We start from the raw sequence: 24294 nt of genomic DNA on the forward strand, positions 1-24294 counted from the left end.
TGCTGCCATGACCCAGGACGTCTCGGATCCGGTGCGGGTGATGGTCGTCGACGACCACCCGATGTGGCGCGACGCGGTGGGGCGCGACCTGTTGGCCGCGGGCTTCGACGTGGTGGCCGTCGCCGCCAGCGGCGACGAGGCCCTCGCCCGCTTCCGCGCCGACCGCCCCCAGCTCCTCGTGCTGGACCTGCAGATCCCCGGCCCGGGTGGCGTTGAGGTCACTGCCGAGGTCATTCGCCAGGACCCGTCGACCCGGGTGCTGATCCTCTCCGCCTCGGGCGAGCAGGAGGACGTGCTTGCTGCAGTGAAGGCGGGCGCCACGGGCTACCTCGTGAAGTCCGCATCCCGGGAGGAGCTCATCGCCGCCGTACGCCGCGTCGCTCGGGGCGACACCGTCTTCACTCCCGGACTCGCCGGTCTGGTGCTCGGGGAGTACCGCCGCCTCCAGGAGGAGCCCGGTCCGAAGCTGACGGCGCGTGAGACCGAGGTGCTCAGGCTCGTGGCGAAGGGGCTCTCCTACAAGCAGATCGCCGACCGCCTCGTGGTCTCGCACCGCACCGTGCAGAACCACGTGCAGAACACCCTGAGCAAGCTGCAACTGCACAACCGTGTGCAGCTCACCCGCTGGGCGATCGATCAGGGGCTCGACGAGGACCCGGAGGATCCCATGTGAATCCTGTGCACTTCTTCGGCCGCAGAAGTGCACAGGATTCACACGGGATCCTCCGCCTGTGGAGAACGAAGGCAGCGGACTCTTCGAACCCGGCAGGGTCGGCACATGTCCTGGGCTCCGCCTCCGCTGCTGCCACCGCCGCACCTGGTCTGGCCGACGCGCGCCGATGCTCGTGGGGTGACGGGGCCGAAGCCGAGCACCGCACGCGGCCGTCGGTGGCGTCGGGTGGCGCCGCGGCTCTTCGTGCCTGTCGACGCCGCCTTGCAACAGCCCGCCCAACGTATCCTGGAGGCCTCACTCCGCCTCGGCGACCGGCCCGGTGCCGTCAGCGGATGGGCAGCGCTCCACCTCGCCGGCGCGCGGTGGTTCGAGGGGCGGGACTCCCGGGGCAGGGACCTGCCGGTGCTCGTGGTGAGTCCCCGCCAGATCAGACTCCCCGACGACGCGCGGTTGCTGCGCACCGACGTCGAACCCGAACGACTGGTCGTGCGCCACGGGGTCCCGTGCACCGAGGTGCATCAAGCGCTCTTCGACGAGATCCGGTCACGTCATCAGCTGCGTCCCGCGGTCGCTGCCATCGACATGGTCCTCCATGCGGGGCTGACCACGATGCGCGGGTTCCGCGCGTGGCTCGACGGAGTGCACGCAGTGCCAGGGGTAGCGCTGGCACGCCGCGCCCTCGACCTGGCGAAACCCGGTGCCGAGTCACCGCCGGAGTCTGGACTTCGGTTGCTCTGGCAACTGGATGCGCTCCTCGGGCCACCGGTGCCGAACGTCGAGCTCTACAGCGACTCGGGCCTGTTCCTGGGACGCGTGGATCTGCTCGACCCCGCCTCCGGCGTCGTCGGCGAATACGACGGATGGCACCACCGTGCGACGCGTTCGCGAGCCAACGACATCACGCGCGAGGTCAGCCTGCGCAACCACGGCCTCGAGTACTTCTCCGTCGTCGGTGGGGAGTTGCACAACCGGCAGCTGGTGGTCGGGCGGATCGAGGCGGCGTACGAGCGGGCCTCGCGCAACACGCTGCCCCGCCGTTGGCAGGCACGGTTCGCGCCGATGCTTAGAGTCGGTCGAGGGCGGCCTGGGCACGGTCTCGCGCGGAGGTGGCGGCGGCGAGATCGGTTCGGGCGTCCCGCAGGGCATCGCCGGCGTCGCCCAGGTGCGCGTCGACCTCCTCCTGATCCGCCTCCAGCGTGGCCAGCCGTCGTCGCAGCTCTTCGATCTCCGATTGGAGCTGGAGGCTCCGTGCCTCCAGGGAGGCCAGCTCCTCCTCAGCAGTCCTGACGGCGTCCGCGGCGGTGCTCAGCTCCTCGGAGGCCGACTCGAGCTCGGCCCGCGCGGCGGCGCGGCGCTTCTCCTCGGCATCCGGGTCGGGCACCACATGGAGCTCGGGACGCCCTGGCACAGGCTCGGCGAGAGGGCTCGGTGTGAAGTCCACCAGCTCCGGCAGCGCCACCGCAGCCGAGAGGTCCACCGCCTCGACCCCGGTGGCGGCGAGCGGTGCGACCAGGAGTCCACTGCGTACGGCGGCAGCCGCCCCCTCGTCGATCATCGCCGCGGTCAGCGTCGCTTCCACCTGATCGGCGACAGCCTGGGTGACCCGCTGGCCGTGCTCCAGCGCGACGGTGCGCGCCCGCTGCGTCACTGCTGCGGTGAGCTGGCGGCGTTGCCGGGTCAGGGCGCGCAACTCGTCGGCGGCGAGTGTCGCCTGCGCCTCGCGCAGCGCTGCTCCGACGGCCAGCACCTGATCGACCTGGCCCGGGTCGCGGCGCACCAAGAGGTTGACCACCCAAGCCGCGGTGGACGGCTTGCGCAACGCGCGTACGGCGTCGGAGAAGGCGCGGTCCGTGGTGCGGTGCGCCTTGGCCACCTCGTCGCGGGCGGGGGTGAACTCCGAGAGAGGAAGCCCGTAGAGCCGGTCTGCGACGTCGGCCAGGCCGTCGGTCATCGCTCAGGCCCAGCCCTTGGCACGATCGACGGCAGTCAGCCAGCGCTCGTGTGCGGAGTCGGCGCGACTCCGGTCGGCCGCGGGTTCGAACCGCCGGTCGAGCTGCCAGGTGTCACGCAGGTCCTCGGTCGACGACCAGACGCCGGTGCCCAGGCCCGCGAGGAAGCCTGCGCCCAGCCCGGTGGTCTCGACGATCCGAGGACGCTCCACGGCGATCCCGAGCTGGTCTGCCTGCACCTGGCAGAGCAGGTCGTTGGCAGCGGCGCCACCGTCGACGCGCAGGGCACCGCCGGCTGCTGCGCCCTGCGTCTCCATCACGTCCCGGACCTCGAAGGCGATCGCTTCCAAGGTCGCCCGCACGATGTGCGCGCGTGTCGTACCGCGGGTGAGGCCGATGAGGAGGCCGCGGGCATGCGGATCCCAGTGGGGTGCACCGAGGCCGGTCAGCGCCGGCACGAAGACGACGCCCTCGGTGTCGTCCACCGTCGCGGCGATCGCGGCGGTCTCTGCGGCAGAGCCGACGATCTGCAGCCCGTCGCGCAGCCACTGGACGGCGGCGCCCGTCACGAAGATGGACCCCTCGAGGGCGTAGCTGAGCGTGCCGTCGGGGGAGCGCCATGCTGCTGTGGTCAACAGTCCGGCGTCGCTGCGCACCAGGTCGGGTCCGGTGTTGGTGAGGATGAACGACCCGGTGCCGTAGGTGCACTTGGCGTCGCCGGGGTCGAAGCAGGTCTGTCCGAAGAGCGCCGCCTGTTGGTCGCCGAGAATGCCGGCGATCGGCACGGAGAGTCCGCAGAACGTCCGCGGGTCCGTGGTGGCGATGACGCCCCAGCTCGGCACCAGCTCCGGCAGAGCCGCGCGAGGTACGCCGAAGAGGTCGCACAGCTCGTCGGACCAGTCCCCGGCCTCGAGGTCGAAGAGCAGTGTCCGGCTGGCGTTCGAGACGTCCGTGACGTGCCACGTGCCCCGCGTCATCCGCGCCACCAGATAGGAGTCGACGGTGCCGATGGCGTAGCGGCCCGACTCCACCAGCGCCCAGGTGTTGGGCTCGTGCTCGGCCAGCCAGCGCAACTTCGTCGCGGAGAAGTATGGGTCCAGACGGAGTCCCGTCAGCTCTGTGACGCGGGGGCCGTGGCCGGCCTCCTCCAGGCGGGCGCAGATCTGGGCGCTGCGCCGGTCCTGCCAGACGATCGCCCGCCGCGGGGACGCCAGCGTCTCGCGGTCCCAGAGCATGATCGTCTCGCGTTGGTTGGTGATCCCGACCGCCGTCACCTCGCCGTCGTACGCCGCCAGGACGGTCCGCGTCGCCTCCAAGGTGGCCTGCCAGATCTCCTCCGGCACGTGCTCGACCCAGCCGGGCTGGGGGAAGTGCTGGGCGAACTCCTGGTTGGCCTTGGTCACGATCGAGCCGTGCTCGTCGATCAGCAGCGCGGTGACGCCGGTCGTGCCGGCGTCGATGGCGAGGACGGCCATCAGCCCTCTCCTCCGGCGGCGGCCTCCCCGGTACGCCGCAGGATCGTCAGCACACGGCGGTCGATCCACGAGCCGGTGGGGGCCACCCGCATCTCGAAGTTCTCGTGGCCCGTCCAGGCGCGCAGGTCCTCGTGCCCCAGGGCCTGCACGAGCCGAGTGATCTCCGTGTCGAGCTCCGGCGTCACGGGGATCTTGTCCTCCTCGGTCGAGGCGGTCAGGAACAGGTCGTTGAGCTCCAGCAGCCGGGCGAGCTCGGTGAGCGGCTCCGGGTGGTCGTCGACCCGCAGGTCGACCGCCACATCGTCCTGGCCGCCGTACCCGGCGCCGTCCTTGACCACGAGCATCGCCGCCGACTGGCGCCCCCGTCGGTCGCCCCCGGCTGCTTCGCCGGCGTCCATCGCGGCGAGGAGTCGTGTAGCCAGGAGAGCGCTCTCGTCGCTGGCGAGGAAGGCGCGCTCCATCTCTGCGACGACCTCGGGACCAGCCAGGACGTTGCCCTGGATCGCGTAGCCGTCACCGACGACGCTTCCGGCCCACGGATAGCAGGCGCTGCCGGTGTGCGAGACCGCGTTGCCCTCCCCGTCGACGATCCCCACCTGGCGATGGTCGCGGTCGGGATCCTCCTCGAGGAGCCGCTGCAACGCGACACCGGCGGTGGCACCCTCGTCGAGATGGGCCAGGGCCATGCCCTTGAAGGCGACATTCGCCTCCGCCTGGGTGGCGATCGCGCCGAGCTGGGCGACCGCGGCGGGGACGGCGTTCCCCACGGCCAGGAACTTCGAGGCGACGGCGACGCCCCAGGACTCACCGTCTGCGGACCGAGCGACGATCGAGAAGGTCATGGCCGCAGCCTAGAGGTTGCGCTGCGCGGGTGGACGCCGGCGCAACCTCAGGCCTAACCGGAGGCCGGAGATCGACCTCCGGCACGCGGGCTGCGGTGGTTGCCACTGGGGTACACGGCAGGGAAGAGTGACCTGGAGCACACGGCGACGACAGGGCCGCCGGGATCTCGGAAGGAGTGCGGATGAGCGAGGCCAACGCCCCGGAGCGGGACCCTGAGCTGAAGCGGGTCCTCGGCCCCGGCCTGCTGCTGCTCTTCATCGTCGGCGACATCCTCGGCGCCGGCGTCTACGCCGTCACCGGCAAGCTGGCCGGCCAGGTCGGCGGCATCGCCTGGCTGCCGTTCCTCGTCGCCTTCGCTGTGGCGACGCTGACGGCCTACAGCTATCTCGAGCTGGTGACGAAGTATCCGCAGGCGGCAGGTGCCGCGCTCTATGCGCACAAAGCGTTCGGCGTGCACTTCGTGACCTTCCTGGTGGCCTTCACCGTGGTCTGCTCGGGCATCACCAGCGCTTCGACCTCCTCCGGCCTGCTCGCCTCGAACCTGCTCATCGGGCTGGACGAGGTAGTGCCGGGAGTGCCGACCGGAGACACCGCGACACTGCTGGTCGCCTTGGCCTTCATGGTGCTGCTCGCCCTGATCAACCTGCGCGGCGTGGGGGAGAGCGTGAAGTTCAACGTGATCCTCACGTTCATCGAGATGGCGGCTCTGGCGATCGTCATCGCCATCGGCATCTGGGTGATCGGCCGTGGCGACGGCGAGGGCCTCGACCGGATCACCGTCTTCGAGTCCCCCGACGACAAGGGCCTCTTCATGGCCGTGACGATCGCCACCGCCATCGCCTTCTTCTCCATGGTGGGCTTCGAAGACTCGGTCAACATGGTCGAGGAGACCAAGGAGCCGGAGAAGATCTTCCCGCGGATGATGCTGACCGGCCTGGGCATCTCGGTGGTCATCTACATGCTGGTCGCGGTCTCCGTGGTCGCTGTGGTGCCGACCGGCCAGATCCTCAATCCGGTCAATCCGGAGGCCGGGGCCCTGCTCGACGTGGTGCGGATCGGCTCACCCGACATCCCGATCGACAAGTTCTTCCCGTTCATGACCGTCTTCGCCGTGGCCAACACCGCACTGATCAACATGCTGATGGCGTCGCGACTCATCTACGGCATGGCGAAGCAGGACGTGCTGCCTCCGGTTCTGGGCAAGGTGCTCCCTGGTCGCCGGTCGCCGTACGCCGCCATCATCTTCACCACCGGCCTCGCGCTCGCACTGATCATCGTGGTGCGCACCCAGTCGGAGAGCACCATCGTCGGCGCCCTCTCCGGTACGACCGCCCTGCTGCTCCTGGCCGTCTTCACCCTCGTGAACGTCGCCGTCCTGATCCTGCGCCGCGATCCCGGCAAGCCGGGCACGTTCAAGGCCCCGTCGTGGGTGCCGGTCGTCGGTGCGATCGCGTGTGCCTACCTGCTTGGCCCCTGGGCCCGGCTGCAGGCAGACATGATCCAGTACAAGATCGCCGGCGGGTTGCTGGCGGTCGGCATCGTGCTCTGGGTGCTCACGATGATCGTGCATCGCCCGGAGGGTGGCCGGTTCACCGACGTGGAGCACCTCGGCGACGACTGACGCGGGCGTCGGCGTCCCACCCAGGCGACGCACGTACGAGCGCGCAGAGCGTCCCGCGTAGGCTGGGGGAGTGATCCCCGACTTGGCGACCCTGCAGGCTCAGGGTGCAGCGCAGCAGCCCACCTACCCGGACCCGTCCGCGGTCGACGCCGCCGTGGCCACGCTTCGAGGATTCCCGCCGCTCGTGTTCGCCGGTGAGTGTGACGAGCTCCAGGACAAGATCGCCGCGGTCGGGCGGGGTGAGGCTTTCCTGCTTGCTGGGGGCGACTGCGCGGAGACCTTCGACAGCGTCGCTGCCGACAACGTGCGCAACAAGCTGCGGGTGCTCCTGCAGATGGCCGTCGTGCTCACCTACGCGGGCTCCATGCCGGTCGTGAAGATGGGCCGCCTGGCCGGTCAGTACGCGAAGCCGCGCTCCTCCGACACCGAGACCCGCGACGGCGTCACCCTGCCCGCCTACCGCGGTGACGCGGTCAACGGCTTCGAGTTCACCGAAGAGTCGCGGATCCCCGACCCGCAGCGTCTCGTGGACGTCTACCACGCCTCGGCGATGACGCTCAACCTCATCCGCGCCTTCGTCAACGGCGGCTACGCGGACCTGCGCCAGGTGCACACCTGGAACACCGACTTCATCCGCAACTCGCCGTTCGCGCAGCGTTACGAGCAGATGGCCAACGAGATCGAGAAGGCGCTCGAGTTCATGCGCGCCATCGGCGCCGACCCCGACGAGTTCCACCGGGTCGACTTCTACTCCAGCCACGAGGCGCTGCTGCTTCCCTACGAGCACGCGATGACCCGGATCGACTCGCGCACCGATGAGCCCTACAACGTCTCGGGTCACTTCCTCTGGATCGGCGAGCGGACCCGGCAGCTGGACGGCGCTCATGTCGAGTACTTCCGCCACCTGCGCAACCCGATCGGATGCAAGGTCGGGCCGACCGCGACGCCGGACGACGTGCTCTCGCTCGCCTCGAAGCTCAACCCGGAGAACGAGGAGGGCCGGCTCACGCTGATCACCCGGTTCGGCGCTGGCAAGATCCGCGACGTCCTGCCGCCGCTGGTCGAGAAGGTGGCCGCCGAGGGCGTCAACGTGACCTGGGTGACCGACCCGATGCACGGCAACACCTTCGAGACGTCCAACGGCTACAAGACCCGCCGCTTCTCCGACGTCCTCGACGAGGTGCAGGGCTTCTTCGACGTGCACCGGGCGCTGGGCACCGTGCCCGGCGGCATGATGGTGGAGATGACCGGGGACGACGTCACCGAGATCGTCGGCGGCGGTGAGAAGATCGACGAGCAGGGCTTGGCCCACCGCTACGAGTCGGTCGTCGACCCGCGCCTGAACCGGGTGCAGTCCCTCGAGCTCGCCTTCCTGGTCGCCGAGACCCTGCGTCAGCGCTGACGGGCGCCGGGTCGGCTGCGGGGCTCCTGGCGCGGCCAGGCCCCACTCTCAGTACGCGTACTCAGGCAGCGATGCCGTCCTCGGCCCGGTGCCGTGCGGCCGGGATGTCCGTAACGACGCCGACGTCGCGGAGTGCCGACGTGCGCTCCTTGGCTGCGTCGACGGCAAGGGTCGCCGCCGACTTCCGGCCCGGTGTCAGGCGATCCGTGACGGCACCGATGGCGACCGCTGCGACGGGGATCATCAGCGGCAGCAGCATGAACGCGAAGAGCGGCACGAGTGCGGTGGTGGGGCTCATGGATTCCTCCGTGGATGCGTGTGATCTGGTGCACGTCGACGATCACCTACGCGCTGGCGGCACTCCTAGGTCCGATCGAACGAAGAAGCCGCGCCCGCTTGTAGCCAGAGACAAGAGAGCCGGCTGACCGGCGCTTCCCTCTGCTCTCTAAGGTGGCAGCGTGATCGATCTGCGCTCCGACACCGTGACCCGTCCCACCGAGTCCATGCGGGCCGCGATGGCTCGTGCGGAGGTCGGGGACGACGTGTACGGAGAGGACCCCACTGCGCGACAGCTCGAGGAGAGAGTCGCGGAGCTGTTCGGTCATGAAGCGGCGCTGTTCACCCCGACCGGGAGCATGGCCAACGTGCTCGCCGTGCGCACGCTGGCCGGCGAAGGCGAAGAGGTGCTCTGCGAGGCGTCTGCCCACATCGTGCGTGCCGAGTTGGGTGCGCACGGCGCCGTGACCGGGCTGACCACCCGCACCTGGAGCCACTCCCGCGGCCTGCCGGACCTCGTGCAGATCCGGCGTCTCTTCGCTCCCGACCTCGGCCCCTACTTCGTGCGGACCAAGGCGATCTCGGTCGAGAACACCCACAACTTCAGCGGCGGATCGGTCACCCCGATCGAGACGATGCGCGAGCTTCGGAGCTACGCCGACACTGTCGGTGCCCGGCTCCATCTCGACGGCGCCAGGCTCTGGAACGCGCACGTGGCGACCGGAGTGCCGCTGGCGGAGTGGGGAACGCAGGTCGACGTGTTGGCGGTCTGCTTCTCCAAGGGGCTTGGCGCCCCGGTCGGCTCGATGGTGGTGGGCAGCGCGGAGACGATCGCGGAATGCCGGACCTGGCGCAAGCGCCTCGGCGGAGGGATGCGCCAGATCGGTGTCTTGGCCGCCGCTGCCCTGCACGCGCTCGATCACCATGTGGAGCGCCTGGCCGAGGACCACGCTCACGCGCGCCTCCTTGCCGAGGCGGTCGGCACCGACCCGGCTGAGGTGGAGACCAACATCGTCGTCGCCTCACGACCCGACGCCGCGGCGTACGTCGCCCGTGCCGGAGATGCCGGTGTACGTATCAGCGCGGTCGGTCCGGAGACGATCAGACTCGTGACCCACCTCGATGTGAGCGCCGCCGACACCGAGCGCGCGGCGTCAGTGCTGGCCTCGCTCTGACGACGGCGGTGGCTCAGGCGCTTCCTGGAGGCGGCTCGCTGCGGTGCGCACCGCTCGGGCGAGCTGCGTCGGCGTGAGGGTGCGCGTGATCGTGCCGATCAGCAGCGTGACCGGCACGGCTAGGAGGGGCAGCAGCAGGCTCGCTGCGAACGACACACCGAAGAAGCCGCTGCCGCCGTAGACCACGTGCTGGTCGCCGAAGCCTCCGGTGCCTTCGATCGAGAACGACCCACGCGCCGAGGCGGCTCGGGTGAGCAGCGGCACGCACCCGAGCATGAGCACAGGCCACCAGAGCATGCCTAGCTGCGGCCGTGCGGAGCGACGGGCGACCCGAGCGACCACGAACGTCGTGAGCAGGAGGACCAGGGCCAGCGTCGGGACTGCCAGCCAGAGACCCCAGGCGTCGGTCTGGTCGACGGCATAGCCCAGGCGTTCGGTCTGCGAGCCCCGGGCTGCATCGTCGGCAAGCTCGGCGTCGATCTCCCACCGACTGCCTGCGCTGGCACCGGCACCGCCGTGCACGTAGGCCAGGCCTGCGGTGCCAAGGGTGGAGATCCACAAAGCCAGGAGTTGGGCCCCACGGAGCGAGTCCTCGCCCGGCTCGCCGGTCGCGGTCTGCCAGAAGCTGGCCCAGGCGATCACCCCGACGACAGGCAGCAGCGCGAGGAACGCGCCGAAGCCGGCTAGGGGAGCGCCGAGATGGTCGTGCAGGCGGGTCAGGCGTTCACCGAGCCAGTCGCCGCGGACGAAGCAGGCCGCGAGCAGGGTCACGGTCATGGTTGCGAACCCGATGACGAACGCGACGCCGGGGGAAGCACCCCACGAGAGGCGGTCGGCGTCCTCGAAGTCCATCGCGCGTGCCACCCGGTGCTCCGGGTCGTCTCCCCGGAAGGCGATCGCCACGATGAGCAGGAGCGAAGCGAAGATCCCCGCGGTGCGGAGCACGTCGCCGACGGCGGATCCGATGCTCGGGTAGCCGCGGGTGAGGCGTCGGAACACGAGGACGGCAGTGCCCAGGGCGACGAGAGTGATCGTCAGCGGCATCACGTTGCCGGACGCGTCCATCACCAGCCGCGTCCCCTCGGAGGAGGCCGTGAGCCGGGCCTCGCCTCCCGCTCCGAAGGCAGCGGTGGTCGAGACCATCGTCAGGGTGAGGCGCTCGGAGGTGTTGGTCTCAGGTGGATCGGCCATCCAGAGCAGCACCCCGGATGAGAGGAACGCCAGCAGCAGCGCGCTCAGGGCCGTGAAGCTCGCGGCCCGCCAGTTGCCCCGCACCAGGACGCCGAGGTCGATGCGCGGAGGAGACGGCGTCGCCTGTGCGAGAGGGCTGCCGCACTGAGGGCAGAAGGCATCGCGGGTGGCCGGGCGTCCGCAGCCGGGGCAGAAGTTCATGGATCCTCCTCGTCGGCCCTTCCTGGTGTCGCCTGAGGTTAGACCTCATCACCGACCTCATGCGGGTGCTCCTCCACAGCCGGGGGAGAGCAGACGAGCGCCCCGCCGTCGTGGGTCGACTGCGGGGCGCTCGCTCAGCCTGACGGCTGTGTCACTGCTGCGGGGGCTGGCCCCACTGCTGCTGGCCCGGCTGGGCGGGCGGCTGCTGTGCCGGAGGCTGCTGGCCCCACTGCTGCTGGCCCGGCTGGGCGGGCGGTTGCTGAGCGGGAGGCTGCTGGCCCCACTGCTGCTGGCCCGGCTGGGCGGGCGGTTGCTGAGCGGGAGGCTGCTGGCCCCACTGCTGCTGTCCCTGCTGCTGCTGCCACTGCTGGGCCTGGGCCTGCTGCTGGGCCTGCTGTTGCTGCCACTGGGCCTGCTGCTGCTGATACTGCGCCTGCGCCTGGCTGGCGGCCTGCTGCGCCTTGGCCTTGACCGCATTGACATCGAGGTTGCCGGTGACTACCAGCATCACGGCGGACATGATCGCGGTCAGGACCAGGAAGAGCAGCACGGTCTGGAAGCCGTCTGCGCCGGCCATCGAGGTGGCGTCGTCGTCGTCGTTCCACTGCTTGAAGTGCACGTTGGCGATCCGGATCAGGAACGGCAACACCACCACAACGGCGCCGAAGAGGACCAGGATGTTGCGCTGCACCTTGGTGCGGTCGGTCGACTTCATGATCACCACATAGGCGATCGCGGCGGCCACGAGGATGGCGACGACCGGTGCGATCCAGAAGATGGCGCCGTGGTCGTCGGCGAAGTCACCGAGGCGGTCGAACGACTTGTCGGTGTCGCCGTCGTACTTGGTCTTGCTGCCGACCTGGCTGAAGACGCCCAGCGTGATCATGAAGATGCCGAGCGAGGGCAGCACACCGACCATGCCCATGATGGCGTTGAAGTCACGTGCGTCGTCGTCGCCGATGATGGCGCAGATCAGGTAGATCAGGCCGGCACCGAGGGTCAGCGCGGCCAGCGCCGCGACACCGTAGAGCGGTGCAGCGATCCAGGCGTGGATCTTGGCGAAGACACCCTGCATCCAGTCGCCGCGCACGAGGCAGGAGAGCGCGAGCACGGTGAAGGAGAGCAGGAACGGCAGGAAGATCGCTCCGGCGATGGACAGGCCGGTCTCGCCGCTGGAACCGACCAGGCCCATGCTGTTGCCGTCGTAGCCTTCGATCTCGGGCTTGACCGCGGTGAAGATGATCGCCAGGACCGTGCTGACCGCGCTGAGGATCACGCCGACCCGTGCCGCGTCACCGAGGCCCAGGCGGACGTCGCGGTGACCTGCGGTGAAGCGCCGGAACAGGAACACCGCCACGCCGAGGGCAAGCAGGGTGGCCAGCGAGGGATACTGGCCGATCGACTGGCCCATGTCGTCGCCGAGGTCGACCCGCAGGTCCGGACCGAAGGTGGCGCCAGCCAGCATGAAGGCGAGGGCGATCGCGCTGCCGACCTTGAGGTCGTCCGCCATCGTGAAGGCGATCAGCAGGTTGACCACCAGCGCTACTGCCAGTGCTGCGCCGGCCACCATGCCCATGCCGATCCAGTTGCCACCGAGAAGGGCGGCGACGTTGATCTTCGGCAGGTTGTTGCCACCGACGGGCTGTGCCCACTGCTGCTGAGGGGCGCCGTACGGCTGCTGTCCCTGAGGCTGCCCCCAGCCCTGCTGACCGGGCTGCGCCTGAGGCTGCGCCCACTGCTGCTGTGGCGGCTGCTGGCCCTGGGGCTGGCCCCACTGCTGGGCGGGCGGCTGCTGAGGCTGCTGGTCCTGGGGCTGGCCCCACTGCTGGGCTTGCGGTGCCGCGGGGGGCTGCGGCTGGGCAGGCGGCTGCGGTGCGTAGGCGGTCTCGGCCGACGAGGGGTCGAGCGGCTGGCTCGGGTTCGGAGTCGCCGGGCGCACCTGGGTGGCGTTCGGGTCAGGGGTGCTGGCGGGTGCCAACTGGCGGCCGCACGAGCCGCAGAAGGGCGCACCAGGCGTGGTCGCCGCTCCGCAATGCGGGCAGGGGGTCATGGTGATGACTCCGATCGTTGCTCGGGAGAACTTGCGATGCGCTCAGACTAGTCACTGAGTGCCTCGGAACGGCGCGTTGACGCCCACTGCGCGGCCTCTACCCGCAAGCGACGGCCGGGAAACCCTGTCAGCGGTGTCCGCGGAGCAGCACGCTGCTGATGGCGGTCGTGTTGCGCGGATCGGGGCCTGGCTCGCTCACCTCCACCAGGGTGAGCCGCACCGTGCGGGTCGGTGTCGCGGTCACCTGCATCACCTGGAGGTCGGTGGTGTTGCGCAGCTTCTGCTCGGCGACCGTGCCGTCGTCGAACGCCCACTCCACGAGCGTCACCTTGCGGTTGCTGGCGTACCAGTCGCGTCGCTTCGCGCCCTTGCCCTCGGTCTTGGCATAGCCGTTGATCATCCCGATCTCGCGGATCGTCACGGGAGAGTCGAAGGTGAAGGTGATCGTGGTGCCGGCGGCGTTGCCGTCGATTCGGTAGGCGGTGGCCGGGTCGCCGTCGAGCATGTTGGTCGGGGGATAGCTCACCTTCGCTCCGCCGACCGACTGGCCGGGAGCCGTAGGACGAGGTGCCTTCACCTGAGCCTCCGCGGCGAGGTCGACCGGCTTGCCCTGTGGCTCGTCAGGAACGGTGGGGGACGGGCCGTCGGACTCCGTGGGTGTCGGGCTCGGTGTGGTGGGCTCGTCGGTCGGTGGCGTCGTCGAGGCCGGCGCGTCGGCGCCGCGGGCATCGTTGTCGTCGTCGTTGTCGCGGAGGACGGCCCACGCCCCGCCCGCGCCACCGAGCAGGAGGAGAAGCACCACCGCTACCCAGGGCCACGGAGAGCGTCGCCGTTCGCGTCGCCCGCCAGCGGGCGTGGGGGTGGGGGCGGCCATCGGGTACGCCGCCGGCACCGGGTCGGTGCTCGGGGCCGGCGCCTCGGCAGGGACGGCGTCGGTCGGAGCCGCGTAGAGGGGGAAGCGGGGACCGCTGGATGCGTCGGGCTGCACCCGGGGAAGTCGGACGCTGGTGGTGTCGATGTCGGCCTCGGGCGACGTGGAGTCCGCAGGGGGCGCGACAGGCGCGCCGCAGTTGGTGCAGAACCGGCCGAAGCCGAGTTGGGCACCGCAGTTCGTGCAGAAGCTCATCTCTTGTCCCTCCGGCGGGTCCTTCCGCGCCGTTCCGGGGGAGGGTACCTGAACCGTTCGACGTCAGCGGGCGAGGTCGCGGGCCGGGAGCCGTCCGACGGTCTTGGGAAGCTGACGTACCGCTTGCGCCAGGGCGCGCAGCTCGCTGCCCGAGAGTGCCTGCTGTCCCTCACACAGCGCGACCTCAGGATCGGCATGGACGTCGACGACGATGCCGTCGGCGCCGACGGCGATCGCCGCTCGCGACAGCGGCACCACCAAGTCGGTACGCCCGGCGGCATGCGAGGGGTCCACGATCACCGGGAGATGGCTGGCCACCTGGGCCACGGGGACCGAGGAGATGTCGAGGGTGTTGCGTGTCGACTGCTCGAAGGTACGAATCCCGCGCTCGCACAGCACGATGTCGAGGTTGCCGCGTTGAGCGATGTACTCGGCAGCCATCAGCCACTCCTCGACCGTGGAGGACATGCCGCGCCGCAACAGCACCGGCAGTCCTGCCTGCGCGACGGCCTGGAGGAGACCGAAGTTCGACATGTCACGGGCACTGACCTGGATCATGTCGACGTGCTCGGCCAGTGCCTCGACGTCGTGGGTGTCGATCACCTCGGTCACGACGGGCATCCCGGTGGTCTCCCGGATCGCGGTCAGGGTCTCGAGCCCGGCGGCGCCGATGCCGGCGAAGCCGTGCGGGGCGACCCCGGGGCGGTAGCTGCCGCTACGCAGGATCGTGGCGCCTGCAGACTGCGCCATCCGCGCGGCCTCGACGGTCTGCTCGGCGGACTCCGCCACGCACGGGCCGGCCAGGAAGGTGAACGTGTCGGGGCCGATCGGCACCTGCTTGCCTGCCGGACCGACCCAGACCGTCGAGCGCTGCTGGTGGTGCTGGCGGCTGACCAGCTTGTAGGGATCGGAGATCCGTCGTACGTCGGCGACGCCCCGCAGCGTCCGCAGATTGAGGTGGTGGAAGGACTCGATGTCACCCACCAGGCCGATGATGGTGCGCATCACGCCCTTGCTGACGAACGCCTCGCCGCCGACGCTCTCGACGCGAGTTACGACCTGGGCGATGTCCTCGTCGGTGGCATCCGGGGACATGACGACGACCATGCCTCGGAGCGTAGCCGTCGCGCCACGCGGCGAGACGGGTATTTCCGGTATGCGGAACGTTGATTCCGTCGGTATGCGGAACGTTGATTCCGTCGGTTCTCGGAACGTTGACCGAGCCGGTCTCTCGAACGACGACGTAGCGGGCTGGACTCAGACCGCGAGATGCGGCACCTCGCCCTCCACCTTTCGCCGTGGAGCGAGCTCGGAGAGCAGCATCGCGCCGACCACGAGCAAGCCGCCGAGCGCGAGTCGCCCGGTGATCGACTCGGCGCCGGCGAGCACCGCGAAGGTCGCGGCGAAGACCGGCTCCATGCTCATCACGATCGCGGCGCGCGTGGGGGTCAGGTGGGCTTGTGCCCAGGTCTGACCGGCAATCGCCAAGCCACCGGCGAAGACGGCCATGTAGAGGATCGACAACCAGTCTGTGCCTCGGCTGGGCAGGTCGATCCCGGAGGGGGCGGCACCGAGCAGACAGATCAGCGAGATCACCGCGAGCTGCACGATCGCCAGGCCCATCGCATGCTCCGGTCGCGACCAGGCGCCGAGCGCGACGATGTGCAGCGCGTAGATGACTGCTCCCACCAGGGTCAGCTGCTCGCCGTAGTCGAAGACGAGCCCGGCGGGCTGCAGAGTGAGCACTCCGATGCCTGCGACGGCGATGAGAACGGCGGCCCAGGTGAGCCGGCCGATCGCGGTGCGCAACAGCAGCGCGGCGAGGATCGGTGTGAGCACGACGTAGAGGCCGGTGATGAACCCGGAGACGGACGCCGCCGTGTGGGCGAGGCCGATCGTCTGCACGATCTGTGCGACGGCGTACAGCGCGCCCAGGAGCGCGGCATGACGGAGCGACGCACGGGGGAGTCGGAAGACGGCGCGGGGAAAGAGCAGGAAGAGGACGGCGGTCGCGATGGGGAAGCGAATCGCCAGGAAGTCCAGCGCGCTGACCCGCTCGGAGAGGTCCTTGATGAGAAAGAACGTCGAGCCCCACGATGCCGTCATGGCCAGCAGGGCCACGGTGGCCCACCGAGTGGCGGTGCGCTCCCGCATCAGCGGGCAACGCCGGAGCGGAGCTCCTTCAGCAGCGCCAGGTCGGCATTGCCGGGCTCGCGGGAGCCGGGGGTTTCGAGGATGAACGGAACGCCGGTGGTGCCCGGGTGGGTGAAGAGCTCTGCGAACGCCTGGGTGCCGATATGACCGGCACCGATCTGCTCATGGCGGTCGAGGTTGGCTCCGCGCACGTCCTTCGAGTCGTTGGCATGGATCAGCCGGAGTCGTCCGGCGCCGGCCACTTCGGTGATCCGGTCCACCGCCCGACTCGCCCCTCCCGCCTCGTCGAGTGGCTCGCCGGCGGCGAAGACGTGGCAGGTGTCGAGGCAGATCCCCACGCGGGGGTGGTGCTCAAGGGCTTCGAGGTACGCCGCCAGGTCGTCGATCCCTGCGCACAGCGACCGGCCCTGGCCCGCGGTCGGCTCGATCAGCAACCATGGGGCCTCGGGCGCGTCGCCCAGCGCCTCCAGGATCGGCACCAGGCCGTCGTGCACCTGTCTCATCGCAGCGGCGAGGCGCTCCGGTCCGCCCTCCGGGTCGACGTACGAGCCGGTATGGACGACGACGCCCTCGGCGCCGATCTCGGTCGCGCGACGCAGGTTGTGGGCGACGACGGACACCGAGTTGAGGTAGGTCTTCTCCGTCGGGGAGCCGAGGTTGACCAGGTACGGCGCGTGGATGAAGGAACGCACCCCGAGCTCGGCACTGCGCTCTCGGAAAGCGGCGTCCTGGTCGGGCTTGCCCGGCGACAACGCCCAGCCGCGCGGATTACCGACGAAGACCTGAAGCGTCTCGCAGCCCATGGCCAGAGCATCGGTGAGTGCACCGGAGGCGAGGCCCTTGCCCACGGGAAGGTGGGTGCCGATCGGATTGCGGTGAGCGGGGGAGAGGTCGTCGAGCACCCGCGAAGAGTACTCGGAGGCCCCGACTAGAAGACGATCAGTGTGATCGTGCTGCCCTTCGGGACGCGTGCCCCGGACGGCGGGTCGGAGGAGGTGACGATGCCGAAGCCGACCCCGTTGGGGTGGGGGCGGGTCTTCACCTTGAAGCCGAGGTCCTCCAGCATGTCGGTGGCCGCTCGGACACCCTTCGCCCGGGTCGACGGCACGGTGACCAGCTCCGGTCCCTTCGAGACCTTCACGGTGATGGACTCACCGCGGTAGAGGGTGCCGCTGGTCGGGTTCTGGGAGACCACGAGGCCCTTCTTCACCGTGTCGTCGTAGACCTCCTCGGTGTCGAGCTGCAGCTTGCGCTTGCTCGCGTAGGCCTGCAGCTGCGTGAGCTGCTTGCCGGTGAAGTCCTTGACCGGGATCGGCTTGCGACCCTTGCTGACCACCAGGGTGACCCGGGTGCTGGGTGGCTTCTGCTCACCGGCCTCGACGGTGCGACCGTTGACCTCCACGCGGATCGCCGTGCCGGCCGGCACCGACTCCGACCAGATCTCCTTGGTCTCGTCGTACTGGAAGTGCTCGGTCAGCGCGGCTTGCGCGTCGTCCTCGCTCAGGTCGGCGACCGTCGGGATGGGGTAGAGCTCCTCGCCGAGGGAGAGGATGACGGTGACGGTGCCGCCGTCGAGCACCCGGTCGCCCGGCCCCGGATCAGTACGCAGCACCAGGCCCTCGGCCACATCGTTGGAGTACTCGGGGTCGCCGAGCTCGAAGGTGAGACCGGCGTCTTCGATCCTCTGCTGGGCGTCCGCCTGCGTGTACTCGAGCACGGCGGGAGTCGAGGTCCAGCGGGCGATGCCGAACCAGTAGCCGAATCCTGCCAGCAGGGCCAGGACCAGTGCGCCGACCAGCCAGATCCAGGGACCGCGGCGTCGGCGCGGAGCTCCCGCGGGCGGGAGCGGTACGGCCGGTGCCCCGGGGCCTACGCCGCCCGGCCGGCCGGCACGGACGGGATCGGTGCGGGGGTTGGTCGCCGGCCCTGGGCCGGGGCGGGAGGGGGCGACGCCCGGAGAGGCGAGGTGAGCCAGGTGCTCGACCGCGAAGGCGCTGGTGAGATCCGCATCGGGTGGCGGCGTTCTCGGGGTGGTCTCCGAAGCCGGGGTCGGCACGACGGGCGGGGCGTCGACGAACGGGTCCCGCGCCGTGTCGTGCCGGGAGCCGTCCGGATCGGGGTCGGCGGCGGCTCGCGGCGGTGCCAGGTCGGCGACGAGATCGGGGTCGGAGGCGGTGCCGGCGGCCAGTGCGGTCTGCACCCGCCGCAGCTGTCGCAGCAGCACCCGCGCGTCGGCGGAGCGATGCTCGCGATCCCGGGCAGTGGCCCGGGCCACGAGTGCGTCGACGTAGTCCGGAACGCCGTCGACCAGCGAGGAGGGTGGCGGCACGTCCTCGTGCACATGCTTGTAGGCCACCTGGATCGGTGACTCGCCCTCGTGCGGGCGCTTCCCCGTCAGGAGCTCGAAGAGCACGACGCCGAGCGCGTAGACGTCGGCGCGGGTGTCGGCGCGCCCATCGACGACGAGCTCGGGGGCGAGATAGGAGACGGTGCCGATCAGCACGCCGCCGGTTGCCGTGTGCTGCGTGTCGGCGCTGATCGCCTTTGCCAGTCCGAAGTCGGCGACCTTCACCTTTGCGCCGTCGGGGCGATCGGAGATCAGCACGTTCTCCGGCTTCACGTCGCGGTGGATCAGCCCGGCCTCGTGCGCAGCCGCCAGCGCGGCGACGATGGGCTCGGCGAGCGCCAGCGCCTTGCGCGGCGGCAGCGGCGCCTCGGCGCGGATCACGTCGCGCAGGGTGTGGCCGGGTACGTACTCCATGACCAGGAAGACGGTCCCGTTCTCGCGTCCCTGGTCGTGCACGGCCACGACGTTGGGGTGCGAGAGCCGGGCGGCATGCCGGGCCTCGCGCACGAAGCGTGCGGCGAACTCCTCGTCGTCACCCAGCCCGGGGTGCATGACCTTGACGGCAACCGTGCGCTCCAGGCGCTGGTCGAGTGCTTGGTAGACGGTCGCCATGCCGCCGCGATCGATCCGCTCGCCGATCAGGTAGCGACCGTCCAGGAGCCGGCCGACCAGCGGGTCGTCCGGGTCCGCGACGGGTGATCGGTCCACTTCTGTCGTCCTCACGCTCCAACTCAGCCCCGGCCCAGCGGACCGGTGCCTGCCCGGGCCAGAAGATCGCGACTCAGCGGAGGGGAAGGGTCCGCCGGGGTCATCCTACGAAAGCGCGGCACACCACCCCACCTTCGACGAGGGTCGGCGTGGCGGAGCGATGCTCCGGATGACAGGCTGGGACGCATGAACGACTCTGCTCCCGACCTCGCCGACCTGGTGCCCGACTGGCTCGACTGGTCCCAGGCCGCACAGGCGCTCGGCGTCAGCGTCAACAAGCTGCGCACGATGCTCAAGGACCATCAGCTGGCGACCGCGGCGCCCCGGGACGGCGAGGGCTTGAAGATCCCCGCCCAGATGATCCAGGACGGCGTCATCGTCAAGGGCCTGCCCGGTCTGCTCACCACCTTCCATGACGGCGGTTGGTCCGACCGCGAGTGCATCGAGTGGATCTTCACCGACCAGGACCTGCCCGGTCGCCCGATCGACGCGCTGCGGGAGAACCGCGGGTCGGAGGCGAAACGGCGCGCCCAGGCGATCGCTCTGTGACGATCGACCGGCGCACCCTGCGGGTCGTCGGCACCGCGCTTGTCGCGGTGGTGGCGGTGCTCCTCTGGTGGTTCCAGGGTGCCGGCGACGCACCCGATGACCCTGGGCCCGGTGACCGGGTGGCGGGGAGCGAGTCGAGCCCCTCGCCCGCCCCGAGTGTGACGACGACCCCCTCCACGGGTCCTCGGCCGACGAGCAGTGCCTCCACGACCCCGACGGCGGCTCAGACGCTCGACATCGACGTGGCCTCCGGTTTGCGCTGGGTCAGCGTTGCCGAGCTTCCGCCCGAGGCGGAGGAGACGCTCGAGCTGATCGACGCTGGTGGTCCCTTCCCCTACGACCGCGACGGGGTCACCTTCGGCAACTACGAGGGGATCCTGCCGCGCGAGGCACGCGGCTACTACCGCGAGTACACGGTGCCGACGCCGGGCTCCCGGGATCGCGGCGCCCGTCGGATCGTCACGGGTGCCGACGACGAGTACTACTGGACCGGCGACCACTACGCCTCCTTCGAGCGGATCGACTGGTGAGCGGGCTCGCCGCGCTGCTCGCCGGCCGCGAGACGCCCGCGGTCTGGCGGTGGGCGGGCAACCAGCCCGCCGACGAGGTACGCCGCGCCGTCGCTTCTGCGGGATGGGCCTTCGGCGCCGTCGACGGGTGGACGCTCACCGGCCGCGACCAGGTGCTGACGGCGTTCGGCGAGGCGCTGTCGTTCCCCGAGCATTACGGCCGCAACCTCGACGCTCTCGCCGACTGCCTGGCCGACCTGACCGTCGACACCGTGCTGCTCTGGGACGGCTGGGCGGTGCTGCTGGAGGAGGACCTTGCCGGCTTCCTCGGGGTCCTGGCGGTGCTCACCGACCACAGCGCGGCGAGCGCGGAGAGGCACAGCGCGGAGGGGCACAGCGCGGCGAGCGCGGAGGGGCACAGCGCGGAGGGGACCGGCCGGTTCGCCGTGCTGCTGCGAGGAGCAGGGCCGGAGCTGCCCGGAGTCGAGGAGCTCTGACCACCTCCCGCGGGGTGGCTGTGAGCCGACACACGGTGTCGAGTCGGATGCGGTAGGTGTCGGAGCCGCCGGTTACGATCTCCCATCGTGCCCACCGCGTCTGCCCACCCGCCGCGCCGGCGCGTCGTCTGGATGCTGCTGGCCGCCGTCGCGCTCGTGATCGCAGCGTTCAGCAACTCGTTCGGTCGCGCCGAGCCGACAGGCAACTACCGGCCGCCGCTGCAGCAGGCGGCGCTGGACACCGGCTGCTACCCGCTGCCGGACGGTGTGCACTTCGACTTTCCCTTCCAGGTGCGCTGGGACACCGACGTCGACACTCCGGAGGGGACCCGTCGGCACCTGCTCCTGCAGTACGACCTCATCGGTGCCGATGAGGCGCGCGCGGGCCTGCTCGAGGCGTTCACCCGTGCCGGGTTCACCGTGGTCGCAGACGAGCCGCTGTCCGCGACGGTGCGCAAGCCCGGTGTCGGGCCGGTCTCGTGGCAGATCCAGCCGCTCGACGTCGCCGCCGACGTCGCGGTGCAGGGCAACGTGCGGTTCGACCTGCCGTCGATCCCGGCCCAGTCCGACGACCCCGTCTGCTCCGACAGGTTCACCACCAAGCGCTTCGCCCGGGGGGTGGACCGGTGATCGGCCGGCTGCGTGCCCTCTCCCGCGGTGACCAGCTCCTGGTGGGGCTCCTTCTCGCCCATGTGCTGATCAAGCTCGCGGTCTATCCGCAGGTCATGCATGCCGAGCTGATCGGCGACGAGACCTCCTATGTCAACGGCGGCCGGGCGCTCTCCAACGCGTTGCGCGACCTGGTGGGGTTCCGGGCGCTCGACACGGCCGAGCTCTCGCGCAACGTGGTCAGCAGCGGCTGGTTCATGCCCGGCATGATGTTCCTCTGTGCGCCGCTCTTCGTGGTCGATCCGGACGCATCCCTGCAGATGATCCGCGGCTACCTCGGGGTGGTCTCGCTGCTCCTGTCGGTCGGCGCGGTGCTGGCGGTCCGGCGTACCTTCGGGGTCCGGTACGCCGTGGGGCTGGCGATCTTCCCGGGCCTGGTGCCGATGTGGTCGTCGTTCTCCTACGCAGCCTGGGGCGACCTGACCGCGGGCATCATGGTGCTCTGGTTCCTCTGTCTGCTGGTGCCGGTCCTGCGCCGCGTCCGGCAGGGCGTCCCGCCCACCTGGTCGGAGGGCGCGCGGCTCGGCCTGCTGGCGATCCTGGTGGTCTACTTCCGTTCCTCGGCCTCGGTCCTGTCGGTCGGTCTCTGCCTGGTGGTCGGACTGGCGATCCTCTTCCTGCTGCGCGGGCGCGCCCGGCTCCAGGGCTTCGCCGCGATGGTGCTGGCAGGGGGAGTCTTCCTTGCGGTGCTGGCGCCGTGGTCGATCACGGCGTCGAAGGCGCTCGACGACCGGGTGATCACCACCACGACGGTGGGCACGGTCCGGGCCAACACCTTCGGCGACCGTTCCCAGCTCTGCTTCGGCCCCTGCGATCCGACGAGCACCATCTGGTTCACCCCGGTGCGCTATGCCCGTGAGGTCTCCCGGGCGACTGGCGTCGGTGAGGTCGAGATGCTCAACCAGATGTCGGAGTACGCGCGCCGCGACGTGACCGCGCACAGCTACGCGCGCGACGTCTTCACCAACACCAAGGCCTACCTGTTCAAGCCCGGCGGGTTCGCGATCCACCTGCAGCCTCCCAACGCGGGCAAGGACGCGGCGTACTGGGCCATCGCGGGCACGACGACGGTGATGTTCTACGCCGTCCTGCTGCTCGTGCTCGCCATGATGCTGACCGTCTTTCGCGCCTCGTTCGAGAATCGTTGGTCGGCGATCGTGATCAAGCTCGGCATCGGCGCGCTGCTGTTGCAACCCTTCGTGCACATCGCCGGCGCCCGCTACTGGACGACCGCCGCCCCCATGTTCGGCCTCGGCTGCGTGCTGCTGGTCGGAGAGTGGCGCTCCCGTCGCCGCGGCCAGGTCGAGGAGCTCGTCGACCTGCCGGACTACAGCGGGCCGGGAGCAGTGACGACGGCCCGGTGGCTCGACCGGGTGCAGTGGCTGCTGGTGGCCGGATTCGTGGCAGTGCCGGTGGTGTTGGCGATACTGGCGGTCTGACGCCATCGCATCATGACGACAGCCACCGAGAGAGGAGAGGGATGAGCGTGACACCGGAGCGGTCCGTCCGCCGCAAGGTCGCCTACGTGCTGCCTGTGTACGAGGAGGCGGAGAACATCGCGGTCTTCCACGACGCGATCCTCGAGGCCACCGCAGGCAGGCCCGACCTCGACTTCGAGTTCGTCTACGTCAACGACGGCTCCAGGGACGACTCGCTCGACCGGCTGCTGGCTCTGCGGGCCGACGACCCTCGGGTGAGTGTGATCAGCCTGTCGCGCAACTACGGGCACCAGATGGCGGTCACCGCCGGACTGGACGCCGTGGGAGATGCGGACGCGGTGATCATCATGGACACCGACCTCCAGGACCCGCCGCGGGTGAGCATGGAGATGATCGGCATGTGGGAGGGCGGCGTCGACGTCGTCTACGCGCAGCGCCGGAGCCGGCAGGACAGCGTCTTCAAGCGTTCCACCGCCTGGCTGTTCTACTGGACGCTTGATCGGCTGGCCTCCATCGAGATCCCGCGCAACGTCGGGGACTTCCGCCTCATGGATCGCAAGGTCGTCGCCGAGGTCTCCCGCTACCGCGAGCATGAGCGGTTCCTGCGCGGCATCGTGGCGCACGTCGGCTTCCGTCAGGAGGCGCTGCTCTTCGACCGCGACCAGCGTCACGCCGGCACGACCGGGTACCCGCTGAAGAAGATGCTGAAGTTCGCCGCCAACGGCATCCTCGGCTTCTCGACCATGCCGCTGCGGATGATCTCGCGTCTCGGGTTCGCCATCTCCGGCATCAGCCTGCTGCTGGCCCTCTACGTCTTCGGGGTGCGGGTCCTCGACCCGGAGAGCGCCGTACCCGGTTGGGCTTTCCTCGGGGTCGGCATGTTCCTGCTCAGTGGCCTGCAGCTGATCATGATGGGCGTGATCGGCAGCTACCTGGGGCGGGTGTACGTCGAGGTGCAGGACCGGCCGCTCTACTCGGTGGCGCTCGCTGCCCGGGGTGACCGGCGGGAGGAGTCCCGCTGATCCGCGAGCTGCTGAGCCGCACGGTCGTGCGGTTCGCCGCCGTCGGCGTGGTCAACACGGCGATCGACTTCTTCCTGTTCCTGCTCTTCGAGCCGTGGTGGGGGATCGCTGTGGCGAACTTCGTCTCCACCAGTGCGGGCATGACCTTCAGCTTCCTGGTCAACGGCCGCTTCACCTTCCGCGCGCAACGCCCGACCCTGCGGTCGGCGGCCCTCTTCCTGGCGACCACCGGCACCACCATGTGGGTGCTGCAGCCGATCGTCATCCATCTGCTGCTCGAGGTCGTCGACCAGATCGCCGTCGTGAAGTTCCTGGCGATCGGTGTCAGCTTCGTAGTGAACTTCCTCGCCTACCGCTTCGTCGTCTGGCCGGTGCAGCACCGCGAGGCTTGACCCTCTCGCCCGCCGCAACGCATGAC

The 24294-nt window shown here is 70.0% G+C and carries 23 protein-coding genes; 11 read left to right on the top strand and 12 right to left on the bottom strand.

Features of this window, described 5'->3' with window-relative positions; genetic code table 11:
* Window positions 1-7: 7 nt before the first annotated feature.
* Window positions 8-673 (top strand): response regulator, encoded by a 666-nt coding sequence (locus tag DNK54_RS01035; RefSeq protein ID WP_110205104.1) that lies wholly within the window; start codon window positions 8-10, stop codon window positions 671-673.
* A 294-nt stretch (window positions 674-967) separates the two neighbouring features.
* Here DNK54_RS01035 and DNK54_RS01040 read toward each other — a convergent pair whose 3' ends face one another.
* From DNK54_RS01040 to DNK54_RS01060, 4 genes are all read right to left on the bottom strand, one after another.
* Entirely contained in the window at window positions 968-1192 is a 225-nt protein-coding gene (locus DNK54_RS01040; protein ID WP_110205105.1) for a hypothetical protein, read from the bottom strand.
* Window positions 1193-1736: 544 nt separating this feature from the next.
* Entirely contained in the window at window positions 1737-2624 is an 888-nt protein-coding gene (locus DNK54_RS01050; protein WP_110205107.1) for a hypothetical protein, read from the bottom strand.
* A 3-nt stretch (window positions 2625-2627) separates the two neighbouring features.
* The gene (gene glpK / locus DNK54_RS01055; protein WP_110205108.1) at window positions 2628-4097 is read right to left on the bottom strand and encodes a glycerol kinase GlpK; all 1470 of its coding nucleotides are present in this window, start codon (window positions 4095-4097) and stop codon (window positions 2628-2630) included.
* Window positions 4097-4939, bottom strand: a complete 843-nt coding sequence (locus DNK54_RS01060) for a DUF1028 domain-containing protein (protein ID WP_110205109.1) — start codon at window positions 4937-4939, stop codon at window positions 4097-4099. Before DNK54_RS01060 ends, glpK begins: the two co-directional genes overlap by 1 nt.
* A 182-nt stretch (window positions 4940-5121) precedes the next feature.
* Between DNK54_RS01060 and DNK54_RS01065 the strand changes: the two genes are divergently transcribed.
* Window positions 5122-6561: an APC family permease gene (locus DNK54_RS01065; protein ID WP_110205110.1), complete on the top strand. Its 1440-nt coding sequence runs from the start codon at window positions 5122-5124 to the stop codon at window positions 6559-6561.
* 70 nt (window positions 6562-6631) lie between these two features.
* Window positions 6632-7963, top strand: coding sequence for a class II 3-deoxy-7-phosphoheptulonate synthase (locus tag DNK54_RS01070; protein WP_110205111.1), 1332 nt, complete (start codon window positions 6632-6634; stop codon window positions 7961-7963).
* A gap of 61 nt (window positions 7964-8024) precedes the next feature.
* On the opposite strand, the gene DNK54_RS01075 is transcribed toward DNK54_RS01070, so the two are convergent.
* Window positions 8025-8261 (bottom strand): hypothetical protein, encoded by a 237-nt coding sequence (locus DNK54_RS01075; RefSeq protein WP_110205112.1) that lies wholly within the window; start codon window positions 8259-8261, stop codon window positions 8025-8027.
* Between the two features lie 160 nt (window positions 8262-8421).
* Between DNK54_RS01075 and DNK54_RS01080 the strand changes: the two genes are divergently transcribed.
* Entirely contained in the window at window positions 8422-9414 is a 993-nt protein-coding gene (locus DNK54_RS01080; RefSeq protein ID WP_110205113.1) for a threonine aldolase family protein, read from the top strand.
* Here DNK54_RS01080 and DNK54_RS01085 read toward each other — a convergent pair.
* From DNK54_RS01085 to DNK54_RS01115, 7 genes are all read right to left on the bottom strand, one after another.
* Window positions 9394-10806: a zinc ribbon domain-containing protein gene (locus tag DNK54_RS01085; protein ID WP_110205114.1), complete on the bottom strand. Its 1413-nt coding sequence runs from the start codon at window positions 10804-10806 to the stop codon at window positions 9394-9396. The two genes, DNK54_RS01080 and DNK54_RS01085, sit on opposite strands and share 21 nt — an antisense overlap.
* Window positions 10807-10957: 151 nt before the next feature.
* Window positions 10958-12856: a zinc ribbon domain-containing protein gene (locus DNK54_RS21215; RefSeq protein WP_204164375.1), complete on the bottom strand. Its 1899-nt coding sequence runs from the start codon at window positions 12854-12856 to the stop codon at window positions 10958-10960.
* A 127-nt stretch (window positions 12857-12983) separates the two neighbouring features.
* A complete protein-coding gene (locus DNK54_RS01095; RefSeq protein ID WP_110205115.1) occupies window positions 12984-13982 on the bottom strand; it encodes an NADase-type glycan-binding domain-containing protein in 999 nt (332 codons plus the stop codon).
* Between the two features lie 63 nt (window positions 13983-14045).
* On the bottom strand, window positions 14046-15089 hold the full coding sequence (gene aroF, locus DNK54_RS01100) for a 3-deoxy-7-phosphoheptulonate synthase (protein WP_110205116.1): 1044 nt from the start codon (window positions 15087-15089) through the stop codon (window positions 14046-14048).
* A 150-nt stretch (window positions 15090-15239) separates the two neighbouring features.
* Entirely contained in the window at window positions 15240-16136 is an 897-nt protein-coding gene (locus DNK54_RS01105) for a DMT family transporter (protein ID WP_110205117.1), read from the bottom strand.
* Complete coding sequence (locus DNK54_RS01110) at window positions 16136-17038, bottom strand: deoxyribonuclease IV (RefSeq protein WP_110205118.1); 903 nt, start codon at window positions 17036-17038, stop codon at window positions 16136-16138. Before DNK54_RS01110 ends, DNK54_RS01105 begins: the two co-directional genes overlap by 1 nt.
* A 26-nt stretch (window positions 17039-17064) precedes the next feature.
* On the bottom strand, window positions 17065-19191 hold the full coding sequence (locus DNK54_RS01115; RefSeq protein WP_162602258.1) for a Stk1 family PASTA domain-containing Ser/Thr kinase: 2127 nt from the start codon (window positions 19189-19191) through the stop codon (window positions 17065-17067).
* A gap of 186 nt (window positions 19192-19377) precedes the next feature.
* On the opposite strand from DNK54_RS01115, the gene DNK54_RS01120 reads away from it, so the two are divergent.
* From DNK54_RS01120 to DNK54_RS01150, 7 genes are all read left to right on the top strand, one after another.
* Window positions 19378-19740 carry an Rv2175c family DNA-binding protein gene (locus DNK54_RS01120; protein ID WP_110205119.1) on the top strand — a complete coding sequence of 121 codons (363 nt, stop codon included), beginning with the start codon at window positions 19378-19380 and terminating at the stop codon, window positions 19738-19740.
* Entirely contained in the window at window positions 19737-20270 is a 534-nt protein-coding gene (locus DNK54_RS01125; protein ID WP_239459844.1) for a guanyl-specific ribonuclease, read from the top strand. Before DNK54_RS01120 ends, DNK54_RS01125 begins: the two co-directional genes overlap by 4 nt.
* Window positions 20267-20746: a barstar family protein gene (locus DNK54_RS01130; RefSeq protein WP_275426238.1), complete on the top strand. Its 480-nt coding sequence runs from the start codon at window positions 20267-20269 to the stop codon at window positions 20744-20746. The genes DNK54_RS01125 and DNK54_RS01130 overlap by 4 nt, the downstream gene beginning before the upstream one ends.
* Before the next feature lie 87 nt (window positions 20747-20833).
* Window positions 20834-21376: a hypothetical protein gene (locus DNK54_RS01135; RefSeq protein ID WP_110205121.1), complete on the top strand. Its 543-nt coding sequence runs from the start codon at window positions 20834-20836 to the stop codon at window positions 21374-21376.
* Complete coding sequence (locus DNK54_RS01140; RefSeq protein WP_110205122.1) at window positions 21373-22854, top strand: hypothetical protein; 1482 nt, start codon at window positions 21373-21375, stop codon at window positions 22852-22854. The genes DNK54_RS01135 and DNK54_RS01140 overlap by 4 nt, the downstream gene beginning before the upstream one ends.
* A gap of 41 nt (window positions 22855-22895) precedes the next feature.
* Window positions 22896-23876, top strand: coding sequence for a glycosyltransferase family 2 protein (locus DNK54_RS01145; protein ID WP_110205123.1), 981 nt, complete (start codon window positions 22896-22898; stop codon window positions 23874-23876).
* Between the two features lie 26 nt (window positions 23877-23902).
* Window positions 23903-24268: a GtrA family protein gene (locus DNK54_RS01150; RefSeq protein WP_162602259.1), complete on the top strand. Its 366-nt coding sequence runs from the start codon at window positions 23903-23905 to the stop codon at window positions 24266-24268.
* Window positions 24269-24294: the final 26 nt, after the last annotated feature.

This window comes from Nocardioides daejeonensis (assembly GCF_003194585.1).
Taxonomy (GTDB): domain Bacteria; phylum Actinomycetota; class Actinomycetes; order Propionibacteriales; family Nocardioidaceae; genus Nocardioides; species Nocardioides daejeonensis.